Here is a 15,160-nt window from a genome sequence, read left to right on the forward strand (position 1 = left end):
GGCTCCTACAAGGTCCGCGAACAGTCACAGGAGGAGTTTGCAATGCGTTCTTCAAAAATCGTTCACGTGGTCAGCTGCCACGCCGAAGGTGAAGTCGGCGATGTGATTGTCGGCGGCGTCGCCCCGCCGCCCGGGGCCACCGTGTGGGAACAGTCGCGCTGGATCGCCCGGGATGAAACCCTGCGCAACTTCGTCCTCAACGAACCCCGTGGCGGGGTGTTTCGCCACGTCAACCTGCTGGTGCCGGCCAAGGACCCGCGGGCGCAGATGGCCTGGATCATCATGGAGCCGGCCGATACCCCGCCGATGTCCGGGTCCAACTCGTTGTGCGTGGCCACCGTGCTGCTCGACAGCGGCATCCTGCCGATGACCGAACCCCAGACCCGACTGGTGCTTGAAGCGCCAGGGGGACTGATCGAAGCCGTGGCCGAGTGCAGGGACGGCAAGGTCCAGCGGGTGGAAATCAAGAACGTGCCGTCGTTCGCCGACCGCCTCGACGCCTGGATCGAAGTCGAGGGCCTGGGTTCGATCCAGGTCGACACCGCCTATGGCGGCGACAGCTTCGCCATTGTCGATGCCCAGCGCCTGGGGTTTGCCATCCGTCCCGATGAAGCCAGGGACATGGTCGAGACCGGCCTGAAGATCACCCGCGCCGCCAACGAGCAGTTGGGCTTCGTCCATCCGCTGAACCCGGACTGGTCGCATATCTCCTTCTGCCAGATCGCCGCGCCGGTGGTCTACGAGAACGGCGTCGCCACCGGGGCCAACGCCGTGGTGATCCGCCCCGGCAAGATCGACCGCTCGCCCTGTGGCACCGGGTGCTCGGCGCGCATGGCGGTGTTGCAGGCCAAGGGCCTGCTGCAGGTCGGCGAGCGTTTTATCGGGCGTTCGATCATCGGTTCGGAGTTCCACTGCCGCATCGATTCCCTGACCGAACTGGCCGGGCGCGCAGCGATCTACCCGTGCCTATCCGGGCGGGCCTGGATCACCGGCACCCACCAGTTGCTGCTCGACCCCGCCGATCCCTGGCCACAAGGCTACCGGTTGTCGGACACCTGGCCCGGCGCCTGAGCGCCAACGCCAGCGCTAGACGGCTGATAGAGAAAAACCGGGATGCCCTGACGGCGTCCGGCGAAAAAACACTGGTCTAATTTTTTCACTTAAAATATCGTATACGAAATACGTTAAACCACTGGAGTGCATCATGAGCAAACGCATCAATTGGAGCGGCGTCTTCCCGGCGGTCACCACCCAATTCAACGACGACTTCACCATCAACCTGGAAAAGACCCACCAGGTGATTTCCAACGTCATTCGTGACGGCGTCTCGGGCCTGGTGGTCTGTGGTTCGGTGGGGGAAAACACCTCCCTGACCGCCGAAGAGAAAATCGCCGTGACCGAAGTCGCGGTGGATGCCTCCCGTGGCCGCGTGCCGGTGATCTGCGGCGTGGCCGAGTTCACCAGCGTGCAAGCCGCCAAGGTCGCCAACGCGGTACGCAAGGTCGGCGTTGATGGCGTGATGCTGATGCCGGCGCTGGTCTACGGCTCCAAGCCCTTCGAGACCGCCGAGCACTACCGCTACGTGGCCAAGAACGCCGACGTGCCGTTGATGGTCTACAACAACCCGCCGATCTACAAAAACGACGTGACCCCGGACATCCTGATTTCCCTGGCCGACTGCGACAACGTGGTGTGCTTCAAGGATTCCTCCGGCGACACCCGGCGTTTTATCGACGTGCGCAATGAAGTCGGCGACCGTTTTGTGCTGTTCGCAGGCTTGGACGATGTGGTGCTGGAAAGCATCGCGGTGGGGGCCGAGGGCTGGGTCTCGGGCATGTCCAACGTGTTCCCGATCGAAGGCGAAACCATCTTCCGCCTGGCCAAGGCCGGGCGCTTTGCCGAGGCCATGCCGATCTACGAATGGCTGATGCCGATCCTGCACCTCGACGCCCGTGCCGACCTGGTGCAGTGCATCAAGTTGTGCGAAGCCATCGCCGGTCGCGGCAGCGCCCTGACCCGTCCGCCCCGCCTGGCCTTGCCGGAAGCCGACCGTGTGTTCGTCGAGCAGATCATGGCCAAGGCAATGGCCAATCGTCCGTCGTTGCCGGACGTGGGTCTCTGAGTTGTCCTGACAGGAGTTTTCCATGTCCGAGATCATCGGCCACAACTACATCGGCGGTGCGCGCAGCGCCGCCGGCATCGTCACCCTGCACAGCCATGATGCCAGCAGCGGTGAGCCCCTACCCTTCGTTTTCACCCAGGCCACTGCTGCTGAAGTAGATGCCGCCGCCCAGGCTGCTGCATCTGCCTACCCGGCCTTTCGTGCGCTGTCAGCCAACCGGCGTGCGGAGTTTCTCGAAGCCATCGCCGCGCAACTGGATGCCCTGGATGATGACTTCATTACCCTGGTCACCCGCGAGACCGCCCTGCCCACCGGCCGTATCCAGGGCGAACGCGCCCGCACCAGCGGTCAGATGCGCCTGTTCGCGCAAGTCCTGCGCCGGGGTGATTTCTACGGCGCGCGCATCGACCGCGCATTGCCCGAACGCCAGCCACTGCCAAGGGTCGATCTGCGCCAGTACCGAATCGGCGTCGGCCCGGTCGCGGTGTTCGGCGCAAGCAATTTCCCCCTGGCATTCTCCACCGCTGGCGGCGATACTGCGGCCGCGTTGGCTGCGGGCTGCCCGGTGGTGTTCAAGGCCCACAGTGGGCATATGGCGACGGCGGAACAGGTGGCCGATGCGATCATCCGCGCCGCCGAGCAAACCGATATGCCCAAGGGTGTATTCAACATGATCTACGGCGCCGGGGTCGGTGAAGCCCTGGTCAAGCACCCGGCGATCCAGGCCGTCGGTTTCACCGGCTCACTGACCGGGGGACGCGCGCTCTGCGATATGGCCGCCGCACGACCCCAGCCGATTCCGGTGTTCGCCGAAATGAGCAGCATCAATCCGGTGTTGGTGTTGCCCGAAGCCTTGCAATTGCGCGGCGAAAAGATCGCCAGTGAACTGGTGGCTTCAGTAGTGCAAGGTTGCGGTCAGTTCTGTACCAACCCGGGCCTGGTGATCGGCATCGCCTCGCCAAGGTTCACGGCGTTCACCGCGCTGCTCAGTGCCTTGATGAACGAACAACCGGCGCAAACCATGCTCAATGCCGGCACGCTGCGCAGCTACGGTAACGGTGTGCAGGCCCTGCTCGATCATTCAGGCGTCAGCCATCTGGCCGGTAAGCCCCAGCAGGGCAATCAGGCACAGCCGCAACTGTTCAAGGCCGATGTCCGTCTGCTGCTCAATGGCGATCCGCTGTTACAGGAAGAGGTCTTTGGCCCGACCACGGTCATCGTTGAAGTGGCCGACAACGCTGAGCTGCAGCAGGCGCTACAGGGCTTGCACGGTCAACTCACGGCCACCCTGATTGCCGAGGCCGGCGATCTGCAACGCTACGGCGAGGTGCTGCCGCTGCTGGAGCAAAAGGTCGGGCGGGTATTGTTCAACGGTTATCCGACCGGTGTCGAAGTCGGTGATGCGATGGTCCATGGCGGGCCTTATCCGGCCACCTCCGATGCCCGCGGCACGTCGGTCGGCAGCCTGGCCATCGAGCGCTTCCTGCGCCCGGTGTGCTACCAGAACTGCCCGGATGCCTTGTTGCCCGAAGCGCTGCAAAACGCCAACCCACTGGGCATCAATCGTCTGGTCGATGGCCACAGCCAACGTACACCGCTGTAGAAACCGGGCGCCATCGGCTGGATCGATGGCGCCCTTATTCATTCAGGCCAGCAGCGCCCTCAGGTCGTTGTACAGCGCCTCGGGAATATGCACCCCTTCAACCAGACTGCGCGCACGTGCCTCATAACGCCGTTGCGACGGCAAGCGTGCGCCCTGCCCTTGAATGCTTTCGAACACGGCTTCGGCACGGGCCAGATGCTGCTCGGTGGCCGCGCCGAGAAAACGCTGCGGATCGAAGGCGATAAGCAGTTCGCCATGGTACGGCGACGACTTGCTGCCGGCGTCATAGGCCAGGGATTCGGCACTGGTCAAGTCACCGATCAGCGGCCCGGCGATCAACTCCACCATGGCCGCCAATGCCGAGCCCTTGTGCCCGCCGAACGTCAGCATCGCGCCGCTATCAAGCACCACATTGGCATCGGTACTCGGCTGCCCTTGGGCGTCCACGCCCCAGCCTTCGGGAATGGCCTTGCCGGCACGCCGATGCAGCTCGATCTCGCCACGGGCAATCGCGCTGGTGGCGAAATCGAAGACAAAGGGATTGTTACCGGCCCGCGGCCAACCGAAGGCGATGGGATTGGTGCCGAACACCGGCTGACTTCCACCGGCCGGCGCGACCCAGGCATGGCTGGGCGTGCAGGCCAGCGCAACCAGGCCAGCAGCGGTCAGTTGCTCGATCTCGACCCATAGCGCGGAGAAATGCACACAGCGGTTGATCGCCAGGGCCGCGATTCCGTTGGCCCGGGTTTTCTCTTGCAGCAAAGGCAAGCCCGCCTGGAACGCCAACTGCGAGAAACCACCCGCCGCATCGACACGCACAATGGACGGCGCCTGATCGATGACCTGTGGCTCGGCATCGGCGGCCACCTTGCCGTTCCTCAGTGAGTTCACACAGCCCAGCACCCGATACAGGCCATGGGAGGCACAGCCATCGCGCTCGCCGGCAATCACCGTATCGGTCACCGCCTGCGCATGGGCGAGGTTGAAACCGTTGTGCAGCAGGATCGATTCGGCCAGCTCGCGAGCTTCGGCCAGGGACAGTCGGATCATAATCAGCTCCTTGAACAGACTGTCCAGACTGGTCCATTCCAGGGCTCGCGGCTTGATCGCTTTAGGCCAGGACGATGACGAATTCGGCACACCCTTGTGGCTCGACAGAGACCGTATTGCCCAGCCATCGAAACATTCTGTAACCCCCTGGATTTGGCAGGCGCGGCGCCAGCACGTTCAATGAGCGTTTTCTGCAAGGAGCAGGCTATGCCTACCGAACAAATCATTCTGATGGCCATCTTTGGCATTGTTGTCATTGCCTGGGGTATCAGGCTGGACATGAAGAACCACAAGAAGGAAAAAGCTGCGCGGCAGGCCCAGGGCAATACCGGGGCTTGATCGGGTGACCGGCGCGTCATCTGGCCGGTCTCCCCTGCTCAAAAAACAAAGCCCAGCATCAAGCCGGGCTTTTTTTATGGTGTTGGCCTCAGCCTTTTGGAGGCGCCTTGAGGCTATCCAATCGACCGCTTTCCAGCAAAGCCTTGTACTTCAACGCATCCGCTTCACTGTGATAAACGCCGACCAGCACATCGCCCTGGTAGACATCCCACATCCGGACGCCCGCGTTATTGGCGTCATGGGACATGTGATCCTCATCGCGTTCTTTGACGGTAATGACCATTGGCACATCCTCTGGGTTGAGGCAGGTAAGGTATTTTTTACTCCTGTTGTTTCCAAGATTCCATACTCAATACCTTGGAAACAGGGGGCGCTTTACTGTCTGGCGAACTCAGCCATTTGGGTGGTTGCCCACTGCTGACGATAGCTGATTGGAGGGAGATGCGCCCTCCAGCAAGGCATCCACCACCGCACGCGCCACCTCCACCGAATGCAGCATGCCCCAGAACAACGCCCGCTCGACCGGGTTGGTGTGCAGGCTGATTTCGTCGCCATTGAGTTCCGCCGTTTCGAGCAGATTGGAAACGTAGACCAGGGCGTCCTGGGCGGTTACCCCGGGTTGGATGGCGAATAGCGTGGGTTTGTAGGGGGCTTCGGGGGTGACGGGTTTGGAGCTGGTGAATGCGAGGGTGTCGAGCAAACGGGGGGTGTTTGCCGGGGCTGGCTCGGACTCATTGAATGGCGTATCAGAGAGTTTGCGCAGGTACAGGCTTCTGTCGGCGGTACTGAGGGTTTTGCTAACAATCGGCGGATCGGGGGTGATCTTCTTAGTCATGGTGACGCTCCTTTTCATGAATGGAAGTTCGTCACCCACGCTGCAAAACGAAAGGTGGCGAGCCGTACACAGGTTTGCAGACCGGGAAAAGGAACCGGCAGGCCGAAGCCTCCTGCGCACAGCTCGCCATAACACGAGCGTAAAAATGCCGCTTACGCGGCGCTGTGCGCCTTTTCGAGCCGGGCTGCAAAACCCGCGTCGCTGAATTTGCAGCGACACTTGAACAGTAGCCCCGACGTTTGGCGCACGCAATATTCTCCCATGCCTGAAACGTGTGGGAAATATGAGTTTTTTTGGAAGGTTATTTCGCGTGTTGATTGGGGGGGGGAGAACCAGACGGGCTTTCCCGAACAAGAAAAAATGCGCTATAGGGAACTAGGCTGGGTTGATTAGCGAATCGCCCGCGAGAAGCTGCAACGCTCTCCCCCGCCCACTCACCGTACGCAACTGACACTGGCCTATGAAACGTCCTGTCCAGATCGAACCTGCCCACCCAATTCGGATAGTTGCCAGCCAGCGGCGCTGGTAGGCCTTGGCCGTCAGTCGAGCATGTGCTGTTGATATGAAATTGAGTGATTTGCGCGGCGTCTCACAGTGACTTAATTCTGCAGCTTGTAGAATAATAAACTTCCCAAACTCCAGTAGAAAGCTTCAAGTGGTTGGTGTTAACGAGTTCAGCTTGTACCACATCTTTTTGCACCACAATGACATCAGAATGCCCGTGGCAATCGACACCAGTGGTATGCTTGAAGCAACACCCAATGTTGGAAACACCAACAGTATTTGCGAGTCGTTACCGCCGAGCATCATCGAAGCCCCAATCCCCATCAAAATACCTGCCAACAAATGAACACCAGCCTTTGATGGGGCAAAGGCCTCGAAACGGAACGTTTTCCTGTACAGGGTAAAACTCAGCATGCCTGCCAGTAACATAACAAACACCGCAATACGCCGGGCGCTGATTGCCATATCGGCTTGCCAGAACATCTGCGAAACGTTGTAAAAGAACACACTAGGTGTCCATAACGGCTCGAACGTATAGAGCGCACTCGTCAATGCACCGAGCAGCATACTGGAGAGCACCAGGTGTTTATTACCATGCACGGCGACCAAAAATATCAGCACCAGCGCCACTACACCGATCAACAGCCAGTAATGACGGCTGGAAATTTCCGGCATCAGAAGGGTTTTCTGTTCGGGCATCATGTGCAGGTAATACCAGAGCACGATCCCCAGCACCCAGCCGATCATCGTGAACAGTTTATTGAAATTGCCGCTGGCAAATCTGGTCAGTGTGCCGACGCTGCAACCGTTGTTCAGTACCGATGCCACCCCGAACAACAGGCCTCCCGCAATCAGTAAAGGATAGGAAATACCAGGCGAGTACAGCGGCAGGCTGACCTCAGAGAAACGATAGAGCGGGGCCAGCATCAACCCGAACAATCCACACGATGTCAGTGCCACAAACAACGTCGGGCGACCAGCCAGCAATTGTTCGCACGCTTTGACAAGACACATACCCATTCGCTGCGAAACCCAGCCGATCAGGAACGCTAATACCAACGCCATCAGTAAAGAGAAAAGCATGTTCGTGCGCCACTGCTGATTTGGATGGACCGGGCCTCAGTAGGCATTAGCGTAGCTCTCGATCAGGCGACCTGTGTATCTGACACGGAAAAGTGGGACCGGGCGTGCCAGAAGCCGTCAGATGCGGAATGTCATGTTCCTGATCTGAGGTTCTGGCGGTCACTCAGGGATGGACCGCCATGCGAGCAGCCTGGCAGAACTGGTTTATTTGGAACGTCTTACCAATTTGAACCGCCAACAGACAGATCAGCGTCGGCCGGGTCGTTGACGCTCACTGCGCCAGTATTACCGTCGTGGCTGATGTACGGGCAGTTCCCTGTCGGTGGAACTGGAAAATTCTGGTCGTTGCTGTAGTCAAATATCCTGTTTTGTCCAAGGTGGTCCGTAATTCTCCAGGTTCCCTTAATCACGCCTTCGTCGGACGTGTACTGGATTTGCGCCGTAGAGTTCGGTGGTAAAATCCATGGCCCGTTTTGAGACTGACCCGAGCCGTCGCCGGAGAACCAAACGTTACCAAATTGATTACCTGCACTGCCATCGGTCACGATTTCAAATGTCCAGCTTGCATCAGATTGGTTGTAGATATGGCGGTCTGTCATGCTAGTTCCTTCTTGGGGGCGGGATCAGTTGACCACTACACGCATCACTGAGGTTCATTGCTTCCATAATGCCGTTTGGCCACCCGAGAGCTTAGCAGCACGTGCGTAGGGGGGCTCTATCTTCGTTCACGCCTCCGGTAGCGGCGTCTCTCATATGGCATGGGCGAACCGCATCTGAAGACAAGAACGGCATCATTGGGGAGCCTGCAGAATTCAGAAAAATAACAAATCCCCCCCTTAGACATTGACTGATCGTTAAGACCCACAAGCAGCACAGGGCAAAAAGCCTGAGAGACTGAGTGCTTTGTCGTTGATCAGTTGGCATCACTCAACGAAGTTTTAACGATGCTATTGTCAGCAAGTACGGTTCTGAAAAATCCAACCGCACTTCCCAAAACAGACGCTCCTACCCTTTTGCTATATAGAAAAGCATTACCCACGTCATGCCAATAGTAGAACAAGCAACCCCCATCAAGACACTGGCGATCTTTCTTATGCCTGCAAAACCGCTAGTTGAAATAAGCTTTGCTATCAGACCTACACTTCCCCCCACCGCTACAACCTGACGAAAATGGTCTATGGACATCGTCAGGGGATCATATTGCTTACGCAAGAAAAAGCCCGCAAAAACAATCCCAAGAATCACTGACAGCAAGATATATTTCCCGCCGAGTACTGATTTTTTCTCATCCATCTGTGCCCGTCCCAAACCTCTAGTCAGATCATCAACCCACCCCCTTCCTGGCCCGCCCTGCTCCTCGGCATAGGGAAACGTGGGACATATTTATTTTACGCAGAATCCGACCTCGGCTAACCGCAGCCTCACCACAGGGGGACTTCAACCAAAAGCTGATGTCCAGAGCAAAAAATAAATCCGCCACCCTTTCACCTTTTAAACGTTTCGGCCATAAACCTCTTTCCGACAATCAACTGTCAAATCATCCAGGTAAGGCTTGATCTCCAGAAGTCCCATCAATCTCAACAATTCGTTAGCCACATCTCGCAAGGGATGCCATTCGCTATGATCAAATATAAACCAATCGAAACCGAGACCGACTTTTTCAACAGATTCGACCAAAAGTGGCCTCTCGCGAAATAGTCACATCAGCTTTTCGACCAAAACTGTAGTGGCGTGGATAGCCATATCTCCAAAATCTCCCTCAAGGAATAGAACGTTCTCAACAATGTTTATCCCTTCAAGCTCTCCAAGTACGCTTGAGTTTTGAACATGAAGAGAGCCAAGCCTGATGGTTAGCTCAGTGCCGTCGGCGTTCCATGCCATCAGCTTGTATTTGGTCTCGTCGTCCGCACTAACAACCATCTCGAAATATCGATGGGCCTGATCCACTGTGATTGATAAGACGTTGCTTTGTTCGAGCGCTTGAACATCCATAACGAGGCTACTTTTGCTTAAAGCCGCATCCTACTACGGCGGATGCCTGCCTTTGAAATCGAAGAGATCCACGCGAATAGAGGGTGATCGACCTTGTACCGCAGACCCTTTTTCATCACATCAGCCATTTGATTGCCTCTCCAGCAAATTCATTCCGTGTAATTTGAGTGCCTTGCTGTATTGAACTCCCTAGAATTTCATCCTGCGGTGGAGAATCCATACCCGAAATTCGCTCCAACCATCCCGCACCACGTGAGTACGTATTTTCATGCCGAGCCCCAATTCAACTTTGCCAGCAGGCTGTGAAACGCTTGCACACCTCAAAGCGCTGATCCAGATCGGCCATACGTGCATGATGTGTGCTCAGTGTTTCCTTCAGCAGTTCTCGCTGGGTTCGGTAGTAGTACTCCAGCATTTCATTATTGGTCGACATCGCCTTGCTACGGTCAGCCGCTTCGCTGTCGGGCAGCAGCTCCTTGATCGTAGGGGTATCGAGCAGGCCCAGTCGGTTGGTGTAGTAATCCTTGTACAACTGCAATGAACGGGCCTTGATATCCCTCATCTCGTTGGCGAACTGCTCCAGGTTATGGTGATATTCAGTCCAATAGGAATCGGGCAGGCTGAAGCCGAGCCGCTGTTTGCGTTCCGCCATCGATTTGTCGAGAACTGCTTTCTGGAGCGAAAGGGAATCGTCGGCGTCGGGCTTCATTTTCGCGATGACACTGGCATCGACGATCTGCGCGATCAGTGCTGCACGCTCCGCCGACTGCGGCGGGGCTTCGACGGACTTGGGGAAAATAAGGTTGTGGCCGACGCAGGCGGGCAGGCCTTTGTAGGTCAGCGTGATCGGAGAGCGCACAATCTTTCCATCGATCTGGCGCAGACGGCTAAGGGTGACCTGACATTTGCGATCTACGTAGCGGAAGTCAGCTTCGTACTCACCGCCGCTCTGCGGGGTAAAGTTGAACGCCACGGTGCACACGCTGCCGGTGCTTAAGGTATTGGCTCGCGCGAACAATTCATGGCCCGGTTGCAGCTTCACTTCCAGATAGGCCTTGGCATCGTCGGGTGCAGCGACGCTCATGGCCGCCCGTCGCCGGGTATTGGCGGAGAACAGGTTATTCAGCAGCCCCGTATTCTGGCCGTCGCAGTGTTCGGCATCGAACAAGTCGAGCGTCGAGTTTTCATTGCTGCTGATAAATCGCAGCTTCGCCACATCGGGTCCACTCGCGTCCGGATAGGAACCGTTGAAACTGCACCCGCCAAGTAACAGTGCGGCAATGCTCACAGCGCCACGCAGACGCCATTGGGAAAAACAGAACATGTTGATATATCGTCCTTGATGTACAAGTAGGCGAAAGGCCATCATGCTAGAGAAGACAGTCGCCGACGTCCAGCGCGCCTGTCGTCCCTGAATTTCTTTGTGGATTTTCTTCGTCTCCCAACGAGGTAGCGGAATGCTTGACTCGCACAACATCCTTGCAATTGGCCTGATCGGATTACTGGCCGGTTGTTCGTCAATGCCAAGTGAAATGGCGTTGAATTCACCGGTTTACAACGCGCAAAACGCAGGTCTAGTCGTCGGCACGCTGCTGAACGGTGGCCCCTACGGAACCTACCTTGAATTTCGCGATATCAAGAGTGACAAGACTTATGGTTGGGGACCCAAGGATGATTACTCGGCATGGCTACCTGCCGGTGACTATGAGGTGAGCCGCCTGGGTCACCGTCGCGGGGTAATGGGGGCTTACTCCAAACCGCTGCGTTTCACCGTCACCCAAGGGCAGCTCAATTACCTTGGCGAGATGGTCTACGACTGCTCGGCCGTCGCGCAACCGGTTGCGGTGTACGGCGTATTGAACTGTGGGCTCCTCGCGCTTGGCGAATGCACCGTCCCACGTCCTAGCGTGAACGTGTGCGTGGTGGATCGCCAGGATCAAGCGATCAAGCATTTTTTGCAGCAACATCCCGAAAAAGCCCCTTTACCCGTGCGTAACGCGGTCATGTCGCGACGCTAGATATCAAGCTTGAAAGCGTCTCTAGCTGCCTGGGGCATTGCGTGCGAGAAAGTGCAGAAAAGTGGGACAGATTCATTTTACGCAGAATCCGCTCTCGGATAACCGCAGCCTCCCCACGGATGGCCTTCAGCCAAAAGCCGATGTCCAGGGTAGAAAATAGCCCGCCCCTGTCACCTTTTCACTTGTAGCCAATGCCACTAGGCTGCGCTGGCCCTCTCAGCGGGCAACTTTAACTTCAGGGAAGCGTACATGGATCGATTTCTCCGCTTTCACCCCAGGCTGGTACAGCTGGAGCTCTACTGCGTCATCTTTCCGATGATGTGCATTTATACTTATTTTTCCTTCCGCTACGTTCCCCTAATTGCACTATTTGCCTTAGGCTCAGTGTCACTATTGATACTGTTGCTCATCCCGTTGTTCCTGTGGTGGGGGTTGCTCGGGCTGGTTCGTCTGTTCAAACACTTCAGAGATGCGCAGGTCCGGGTTGGCCGGAATACCTGGCTGGGTATCGCCGGCAGTCTCGTTGCCATTTTGTCGATGGTGTTGTGGAAGACAACCGACTGGCAAAGGCTGATGTGGTTGGGAGTTGGCTTACCGTATCTTGCGGTGGTCGCGCACTGGACGTGGCTTTATTGGAAAAAATACCGGCAATCCATCGCAGCAATTAAAGGCTTTCGCTGGGTAGTTGTAGCTGCGCTGCTTGTGACATGTTTTTATGCAGCCACCGCGCCACTAGATATCAATCTTGGCCGGCTTTGAGCGCCGCGCCAGCGGTTAGGAATCTATTTCGTACAAAGCCTGGGAAAACCGTACCAGGGATACGCACGCCCAGACTAAAAAGCCCGCGAACAAGGATGCGTCAGGGGAGTGTCAATTCGCGGATTTGGAGTCCAACTCAGCAATCGCGCCGCCGGCCATTAGATGCAATTTCTCGCTCAACCTTCGTGCCCCCCCCATTGAGTCCCAAACCCGGCGTTTTCACTTCAGAGATGTGTCACTCATCCGCCCAATTTGCCGGCAAGCATTTCCCGCACAGCACCGACCAAATGAGCCTCACCAGCACGTGCAGGTAACAGGCTGAACTCAACATCGGGCAAAGGCGGTAACGGGAAGGCTGGCCGGCAAATCTCTGCGCCCATCGGCACCGCCGAGGTATTCAGGCAAGCGACGCCCAGCCCTGCCATCAGTGCTGATTGCAGCCCTGCCACTCCGGACGCGGAATGGGCAATCACATACGGCACGTTGTGTGCCTCCAGCGTCTCTCGGGTGAGGCGTTGGAGGCTGCATCCCTGTGGCAGCACCAAAAGTGGCAACGCCTTATCTTCTTCGTTCCTCGGCTCAACCCCCGAAGCAGATACCCAATGCAATGCTTCCCGACGTACCGGGATGCCCTCGGGAAAGCTGCGGCCGTCGAGTATGCGCATTGAAAGGCCGATATCGAAGTCACCCGTATCTGCCCCGCTTTCTATTTGCAGACTCTTTCGCACCGATACATGCAGTCGAAGGCGTGGATAGTTCAGGCGCAGTTGCTTCAACAACTCGGCAATCGAGCCAGGCAAAAAGTAGTCGGTGATCGCCAATCTCAATTCACCGGCAAACGTCACTCCGCGCACGTCTTCAAGGGCGCGATCACTCAAGGCCAGCAGTTCTCGTGCATGCACCATCAGGCGCTCCCCGGCCGGCGTAGGCCGGACACCCTTTTTTCCCCGTTCCAGCAGCGTTACCCCGGTGAACGCTTCGAGCTTGCGCAATTGCTCGCTCAACGCTGATTGCGACCGACACAGGTGCGGCGCGGCCTCCGATAGACTGCCGGATTCCATGGCAACGGTAAAAGATCGCAAGAGATCAAGGTCAAAGGGGCGCATGTTCATCCTGCTGTTTTCCCGATAGATAGATGCATATCTTCCGGCTTTTCAGCAGCAACGCAACTTCTTACTCTGCGCTGGACATTCATTACCCGCAAAGGAGTTCAACATGCCCGGTATAACACTCAAGATTTCTGGCGAGCCGAACCTTGAACTGGTCCACAGCATCGTCCCCAAGATCACCACTCTGACCTGTGAACTACTGGAAAAGCGACCGGAACAGACCCTGGTGATGGTGCAGTTCCTGCCTCATGAACAGTGGTTCATCGACAGCCGTTCGCTGGCCGAACAAGGACGCAACTCGTTCCGCCTGGAAGTCACTATCACGGATGAAACCAATACCAAGGCCCAGAAAGCGCGCTACCACCATGAGGCTTTCGAATTGCTGGCCAAAGAAATAGGCAATGTTCACCCTCACTCAAACATCCATGTGATCGACTGCCGTGCCAGTGCCTACGGCTATGGTGGTTTGAGCCAGGAGTACAGACTCCACCACCCTTGACCCCCGGTTCATCGTGACCGGCGCAATTCGAGCTTACATAGGTATCGATACCTGTCTGATGACTTCAGTGGGATGACCTCCATGGGTCGGGAGCGGCCGGTCACGACAGGACCGCTATCGACCCTTTGCCGTCGGTCATGCTTCCCGGAAGCTGTCGTTCAACGCCGAGCTAACAGGCCGCAACCTATGCCGCGCTGCGGCAGTCTTCGGTTGCGGTCCGGGTTGAGGGAAGGGTCAGACCTCAGTTGGCCGCCCATGATGATGTGGACTTTGGCTTACGCCTCCGTCGCCGACGGCCAGCCGACCCGTGCCGCGCTACGAAGATTGGACTGAACGACCAAGCGATGAAACGGGGCAATCAGAAAAATATAGAAGCGACCCAAGCGGTTGTGGCAATGAACAACGGTCGACAGGGTCAAGTGACGTTTAGCGCCCGGCAACGACTGGCCGGAACACAGAACAGAGAGCCTGAAGTCCAGGTGCTTGTCGTCTTCGCCAAGAACAACTTCAGTTGGACTTGTGCTGTAGAGCTTGAAGATGCCGAGTCGGCCCGCTCCGCTCTGCACATCCAGTGAGGCGAGATGCTTGGCTGTCTTGAGGCCGAAACCGGCTACGAGCGCGTCTCGAACCGTCAGGAGCCTGCTGACCCAAGGCGCTTGGTGAGCGAAGATGAACCTCGCCAACAATTCGGGATTGGTTGACGCTCCGGTGGGAAGCTCGATCGAGTAAGCGTCGGCGAGATTCATCGAGGCGTAGGCTTTAGCAATCGCCGACTCCGGGGGAAGCGACACAGAGGTTGCGTGATGGTGTTCGATTGACATGTAGGCGGCCTATAGTTCGTTTCTGAGGTCTAACGCCGAGCTGATCGGCACGCTGGCGTGACGGCCCCCGTTTCACCCCATACTCAACGCTTTGGAAACGGGGGGCGCTTTATTGGCTGGCGACCTCAACCATTCGGAGGGTTGCCCGACGCTGACGATAGCTGATTAGACGGGGATTTGCCCTCCAACAAGGCGTCCACCACCGCACGCGCCACCTCCACCGAATGCAGCATGCCCCAGAACAACGCCCGCTCGACGGGGTTGGTGTGCAAGCTGATTTCGTCGCCGTTGAGTTCCGCGGTTTCGAGCAGATTGGAAACGTAGACCAGGGCGTCCTGGGCGGTGATGCCGGGTTGGATGGCGAATAGCGTGGGTTTGTAGGGGGCTTCGGGGGTGACGGGTTTGGATGTGGTGGTTTAATTTCCC

17 protein-coding genes and 1 pseudogene are annotated in these 15,160 nt (G+C 57.3%); 7 read left to right on the plus strand and 11 right to left on the minus strand.

The window, feature by feature from the left end; all coding sequences use genetic code 11:
* Positions 1 to 42 precede the first annotated feature (42 nt).
* The 3 genes from HX830_RS25165 to HX830_RS25175 all read left to right on the plus strand — a co-directional run bounded on the left by HX830_RS25165 (position 43) and on the right by HX830_RS25175 (position 3,725).
* Positions 43 to 1,071, plus strand: a complete 1,029-nt coding sequence (locus HX830_RS25165) for a trans-3-hydroxy-L-proline dehydratase (protein WP_177103283.1) — start codon at positions 43 to 45, stop codon at positions 1,069 to 1,071.
* Between the two features lie 133 nt (positions 1,072 to 1,204).
* Positions 1,205 to 2,122 (plus strand): dihydrodipicolinate synthase family protein, encoded by a 918-nt coding sequence (locus HX830_RS25170; RefSeq protein ID WP_100941688.1) that lies wholly within the window; start codon positions 1,205 to 1,207, stop codon positions 2,120 to 2,122.
* Positions 2,123 to 2,144: 22 nt separating this feature from the next.
* Entirely contained in the window at positions 2,145 to 3,725 is a 1,581-nt protein-coding gene (locus tag HX830_RS25175; RefSeq protein ID WP_177103285.1) for an aldehyde dehydrogenase (NADP(+)), read from the plus strand.
* A 42-nt stretch (positions 3,726 to 3,767) separates the two neighbouring features.
* Here HX830_RS25175 and HX830_RS25180 read toward each other — a convergent pair whose 3' ends face one another.
* Positions 3,768 to 4,775: an Ldh family oxidoreductase gene (locus HX830_RS25180; RefSeq protein WP_177103287.1), complete on the minus strand. Its 1,008-nt coding sequence runs from the start codon at positions 4,773 to 4,775 to the stop codon at positions 3,768 to 3,770.
* A gap of 207 nt (positions 4,776 to 4,982) precedes the next feature.
* On the opposite strand from HX830_RS25180, the gene HX830_RS32200 reads away from it, so the two are divergent.
* Positions 4,983 to 5,114 carry a hypothetical protein gene (locus tag HX830_RS32200; RefSeq protein WP_256350636.1) on the plus strand — a complete coding sequence of 44 codons (132 nt, stop codon included), beginning with the start codon at positions 4,983 to 4,985 and terminating at the stop codon, positions 5,112 to 5,114.
* Positions 5,115 to 5,202: 88 nt separating this feature from the next.
* Here HX830_RS32200 and HX830_RS25185 read toward each other — a convergent pair whose 3' ends face one another.
* From HX830_RS25185 to HX830_RS32205, 7 genes are all read right to left on the minus strand, one after another.
* Positions 5,203 to 5,397: a hypothetical protein gene (locus HX830_RS25185; RefSeq protein ID WP_100941691.1), complete on the minus strand. Its 195-nt coding sequence runs from the start codon at positions 5,395 to 5,397 to the stop codon at positions 5,203 to 5,205.
* A gap of 108 nt (positions 5,398 to 5,505) precedes the next feature.
* The gene (locus HX830_RS25190; protein ID WP_177103290.1) at positions 5,506 to 5,949 is read right to left on the minus strand and encodes a hypothetical protein; all 444 of its coding nucleotides are present in this window, start codon (positions 5,947 to 5,949) and stop codon (positions 5,506 to 5,508) included.
* A 651-nt stretch (positions 5,950 to 6,600) separates the two neighbouring features.
* A complete protein-coding gene (locus tag HX830_RS25195; RefSeq protein ID WP_177103292.1) occupies positions 6,601 to 7,536 on the minus strand; it encodes a YeeE/YedE thiosulfate transporter family protein in 936 nt (311 codons plus the stop codon).
* A gap of 218 nt (positions 7,537 to 7,754) precedes the next feature.
* Positions 7,755 to 8,135, minus strand: coding sequence for a hypothetical protein (locus tag HX830_RS25200; protein ID WP_103497642.1), 381 nt, complete (start codon positions 8,133 to 8,135; stop codon positions 7,755 to 7,757).
* A 406-nt stretch (positions 8,136 to 8,541) separates the two neighbouring features.
* Entirely contained in the window at positions 8,542 to 8,829 is a 288-nt protein-coding gene (locus HX830_RS25205) for a hypothetical protein (RefSeq protein ID WP_103497641.1), read from the minus strand.
* Between the two features lie 405 nt (positions 8,830 to 9,234).
* Positions 9,235 to 9,528, minus strand: coding sequence for a hypothetical protein (locus HX830_RS25210; RefSeq protein ID WP_177103294.1), 294 nt, complete (start codon positions 9,526 to 9,528; stop codon positions 9,235 to 9,237).
* Positions 9,529 to 9,811: 283 nt separating this feature from the next.
* Positions 9,812 to 10,852 (minus strand): hypothetical protein, encoded by a 1,041-nt coding sequence (locus HX830_RS32205; protein ID WP_256350637.1) that lies wholly within the window; start codon positions 10,850 to 10,852, stop codon positions 9,812 to 9,814.
* A gap of 133 nt (positions 10,853 to 10,985) precedes the next feature.
* Between HX830_RS32205 and HX830_RS25220 the strand changes: the two genes are divergently transcribed.
* Positions 10,986 to 11,546, plus strand: a complete 561-nt coding sequence (locus tag HX830_RS25220; RefSeq protein WP_177103296.1) for a hypothetical protein — start codon at positions 10,986 to 10,988, stop codon at positions 11,544 to 11,546.
* A gap of 249 nt (positions 11,547 to 11,795) precedes the next feature.
* Entirely contained in the window at positions 11,796 to 12,305 is a 510-nt protein-coding gene (locus HX830_RS25225; protein ID WP_152742033.1) for a hypothetical protein, read from the plus strand.
* Between the two features lie 239 nt (positions 12,306 to 12,544).
* Here HX830_RS25225 and HX830_RS25230 read toward each other — a convergent pair whose 3' ends face one another.
* Positions 12,545 to 13,417 carry a LysR family transcriptional regulator gene (locus tag HX830_RS25230; RefSeq protein ID WP_256350638.1) on the minus strand — a complete coding sequence of 291 codons (873 nt, stop codon included), beginning with the start codon at positions 13,415 to 13,417 and terminating at the stop codon, positions 12,545 to 12,547.
* A gap of 103 nt (positions 13,418 to 13,520) precedes the next feature.
* Between HX830_RS25230 and HX830_RS25235 the strand changes: the two genes are divergently transcribed.
* Positions 13,521 to 13,913, plus strand: a complete 393-nt coding sequence (locus HX830_RS25235; RefSeq protein ID WP_152742034.1) for a tautomerase family protein — start codon at positions 13,521 to 13,523, stop codon at positions 13,911 to 13,913.
* 275 nt (positions 13,914 to 14,188) lie between these two features.
* On the opposite strand, the gene HX830_RS25240 is transcribed toward HX830_RS25235, so the two are convergent.
* A complete protein-coding gene (locus HX830_RS25240; RefSeq protein ID WP_177103298.1) occupies positions 14,189 to 14,734 on the minus strand; it encodes a DUF2867 domain-containing protein in 546 nt (181 codons plus the stop codon).
* Positions 14,735 to 14,859: 125 nt separating this feature from the next.
* A pseudogene (locus HX830_RS25245) lies at positions 14,860 to 15,147 on the minus strand (hypothetical protein); the annotation flags it as partial.
* Positions 15,148 to 15,160 lie beyond the last annotated feature (13 nt).

The organism is Pseudomonas gingeri, from assembly GCF_013385425.1.
Lineage (GTDB): Bacteria > Pseudomonadota > Gammaproteobacteria > Pseudomonadales > Pseudomonadaceae > Aquipseudomonas > Aquipseudomonas gingeri_D.

Bases quoted from the DNA above. Each gene is read 5' to 3' on its own strand.
- HX830_RS32205 (WP_256350637.1), bottom strand. From the start codon at position 10,852: ATGTTCTGTTTTTCCCAATGGCGTCTGCGTGGCGCTGTGAGCATTGCC.
- HX830_RS25240 (WP_177103298.1), bottom strand. From the start codon at position 14,734: ATGTCAATCGAACACCATCACGCAACCTCTGTGTCGCTTCCCCCGGAG.
- HX830_RS25190 (WP_177103290.1), bottom strand. From the start codon at position 5,949: ATGACTAAGAAGATCACCCCCGATCCGCCGATTGTTAGCAAAACCCTC.
- HX830_RS25195 (WP_177103292.1), bottom strand. From the start codon at position 7,536: ATGCTTTTCTCTTTACTGATGGCGTTGGTATTAGCGTTCCTGATCGGC.
- HX830_RS25225 (WP_152742033.1), top strand. From the start codon at position 11,796: ATGGATCGATTTCTCCGCTTTCACCCCAGGCTGGTACAGCTGGAGCTC.
- HX830_RS25200 (WP_103497642.1), bottom strand. From the start codon at position 8,135: ATGACAGACCGCCATATCTACAACCAATCTGATGCAAGCTGGACATTT.
- HX830_RS32200 (WP_256350636.1), top strand. From the start codon at position 4,983: ATGCCTACCGAACAAATCATTCTGATGGCCATCTTTGGCATTGTTGTC.
- HX830_RS25210 (WP_177103294.1), bottom strand. From the start codon at position 9,528: ATGGATGTTCAAGCGCTCGAACAAAGCAACGTCTTATCAATCACAGTG.
- HX830_RS25235 (WP_152742034.1), top strand. From the start codon at position 13,521: ATGCCCGGTATAACACTCAAGATTTCTGGCGAGCCGAACCTTGAACTG.
- HX830_RS25180 (WP_177103287.1), bottom strand. From the start codon at position 4,775: ATGATCCGACTGTCCCTGGCCGAAGCTCGCGAGCTGGCCGAATCGATC.
- HX830_RS25205 (WP_103497641.1), bottom strand. From the start codon at position 8,829: ATGGATGAGAAAAAATCAGTACTCGGCGGGAAATATATCTTGCTGTCA.
- HX830_RS25185 (WP_100941691.1), bottom strand. From the start codon at position 5,397: ATGGTCATTACCGTCAAAGAACGCGATGAGGATCACATGTCCCATGAC.
- HX830_RS25220 (WP_177103296.1), top strand. From the start codon at position 10,986: ATGCTTGACTCGCACAACATCCTTGCAATTGGCCTGATCGGATTACTG.
- HX830_RS25165 (WP_177103283.1), top strand. From the start codon at position 43: ATGCGTTCTTCAAAAATCGTTCACGTGGTCAGCTGCCACGCCGAAGGT.
- HX830_RS25175 (WP_177103285.1), top strand. From the start codon at position 2,145: ATGTCCGAGATCATCGGCCACAACTACATCGGCGGTGCGCGCAGCGCC.
- HX830_RS25230 (WP_256350638.1), bottom strand. From the start codon at position 13,417: ATGAACATGCGCCCCTTTGACCTTGATCTCTTGCGATCTTTTACCGTT.
- HX830_RS25170 (WP_100941688.1), top strand. From the start codon at position 1,205: ATGAGCAAACGCATCAATTGGAGCGGCGTCTTCCCGGCGGTCACCACC.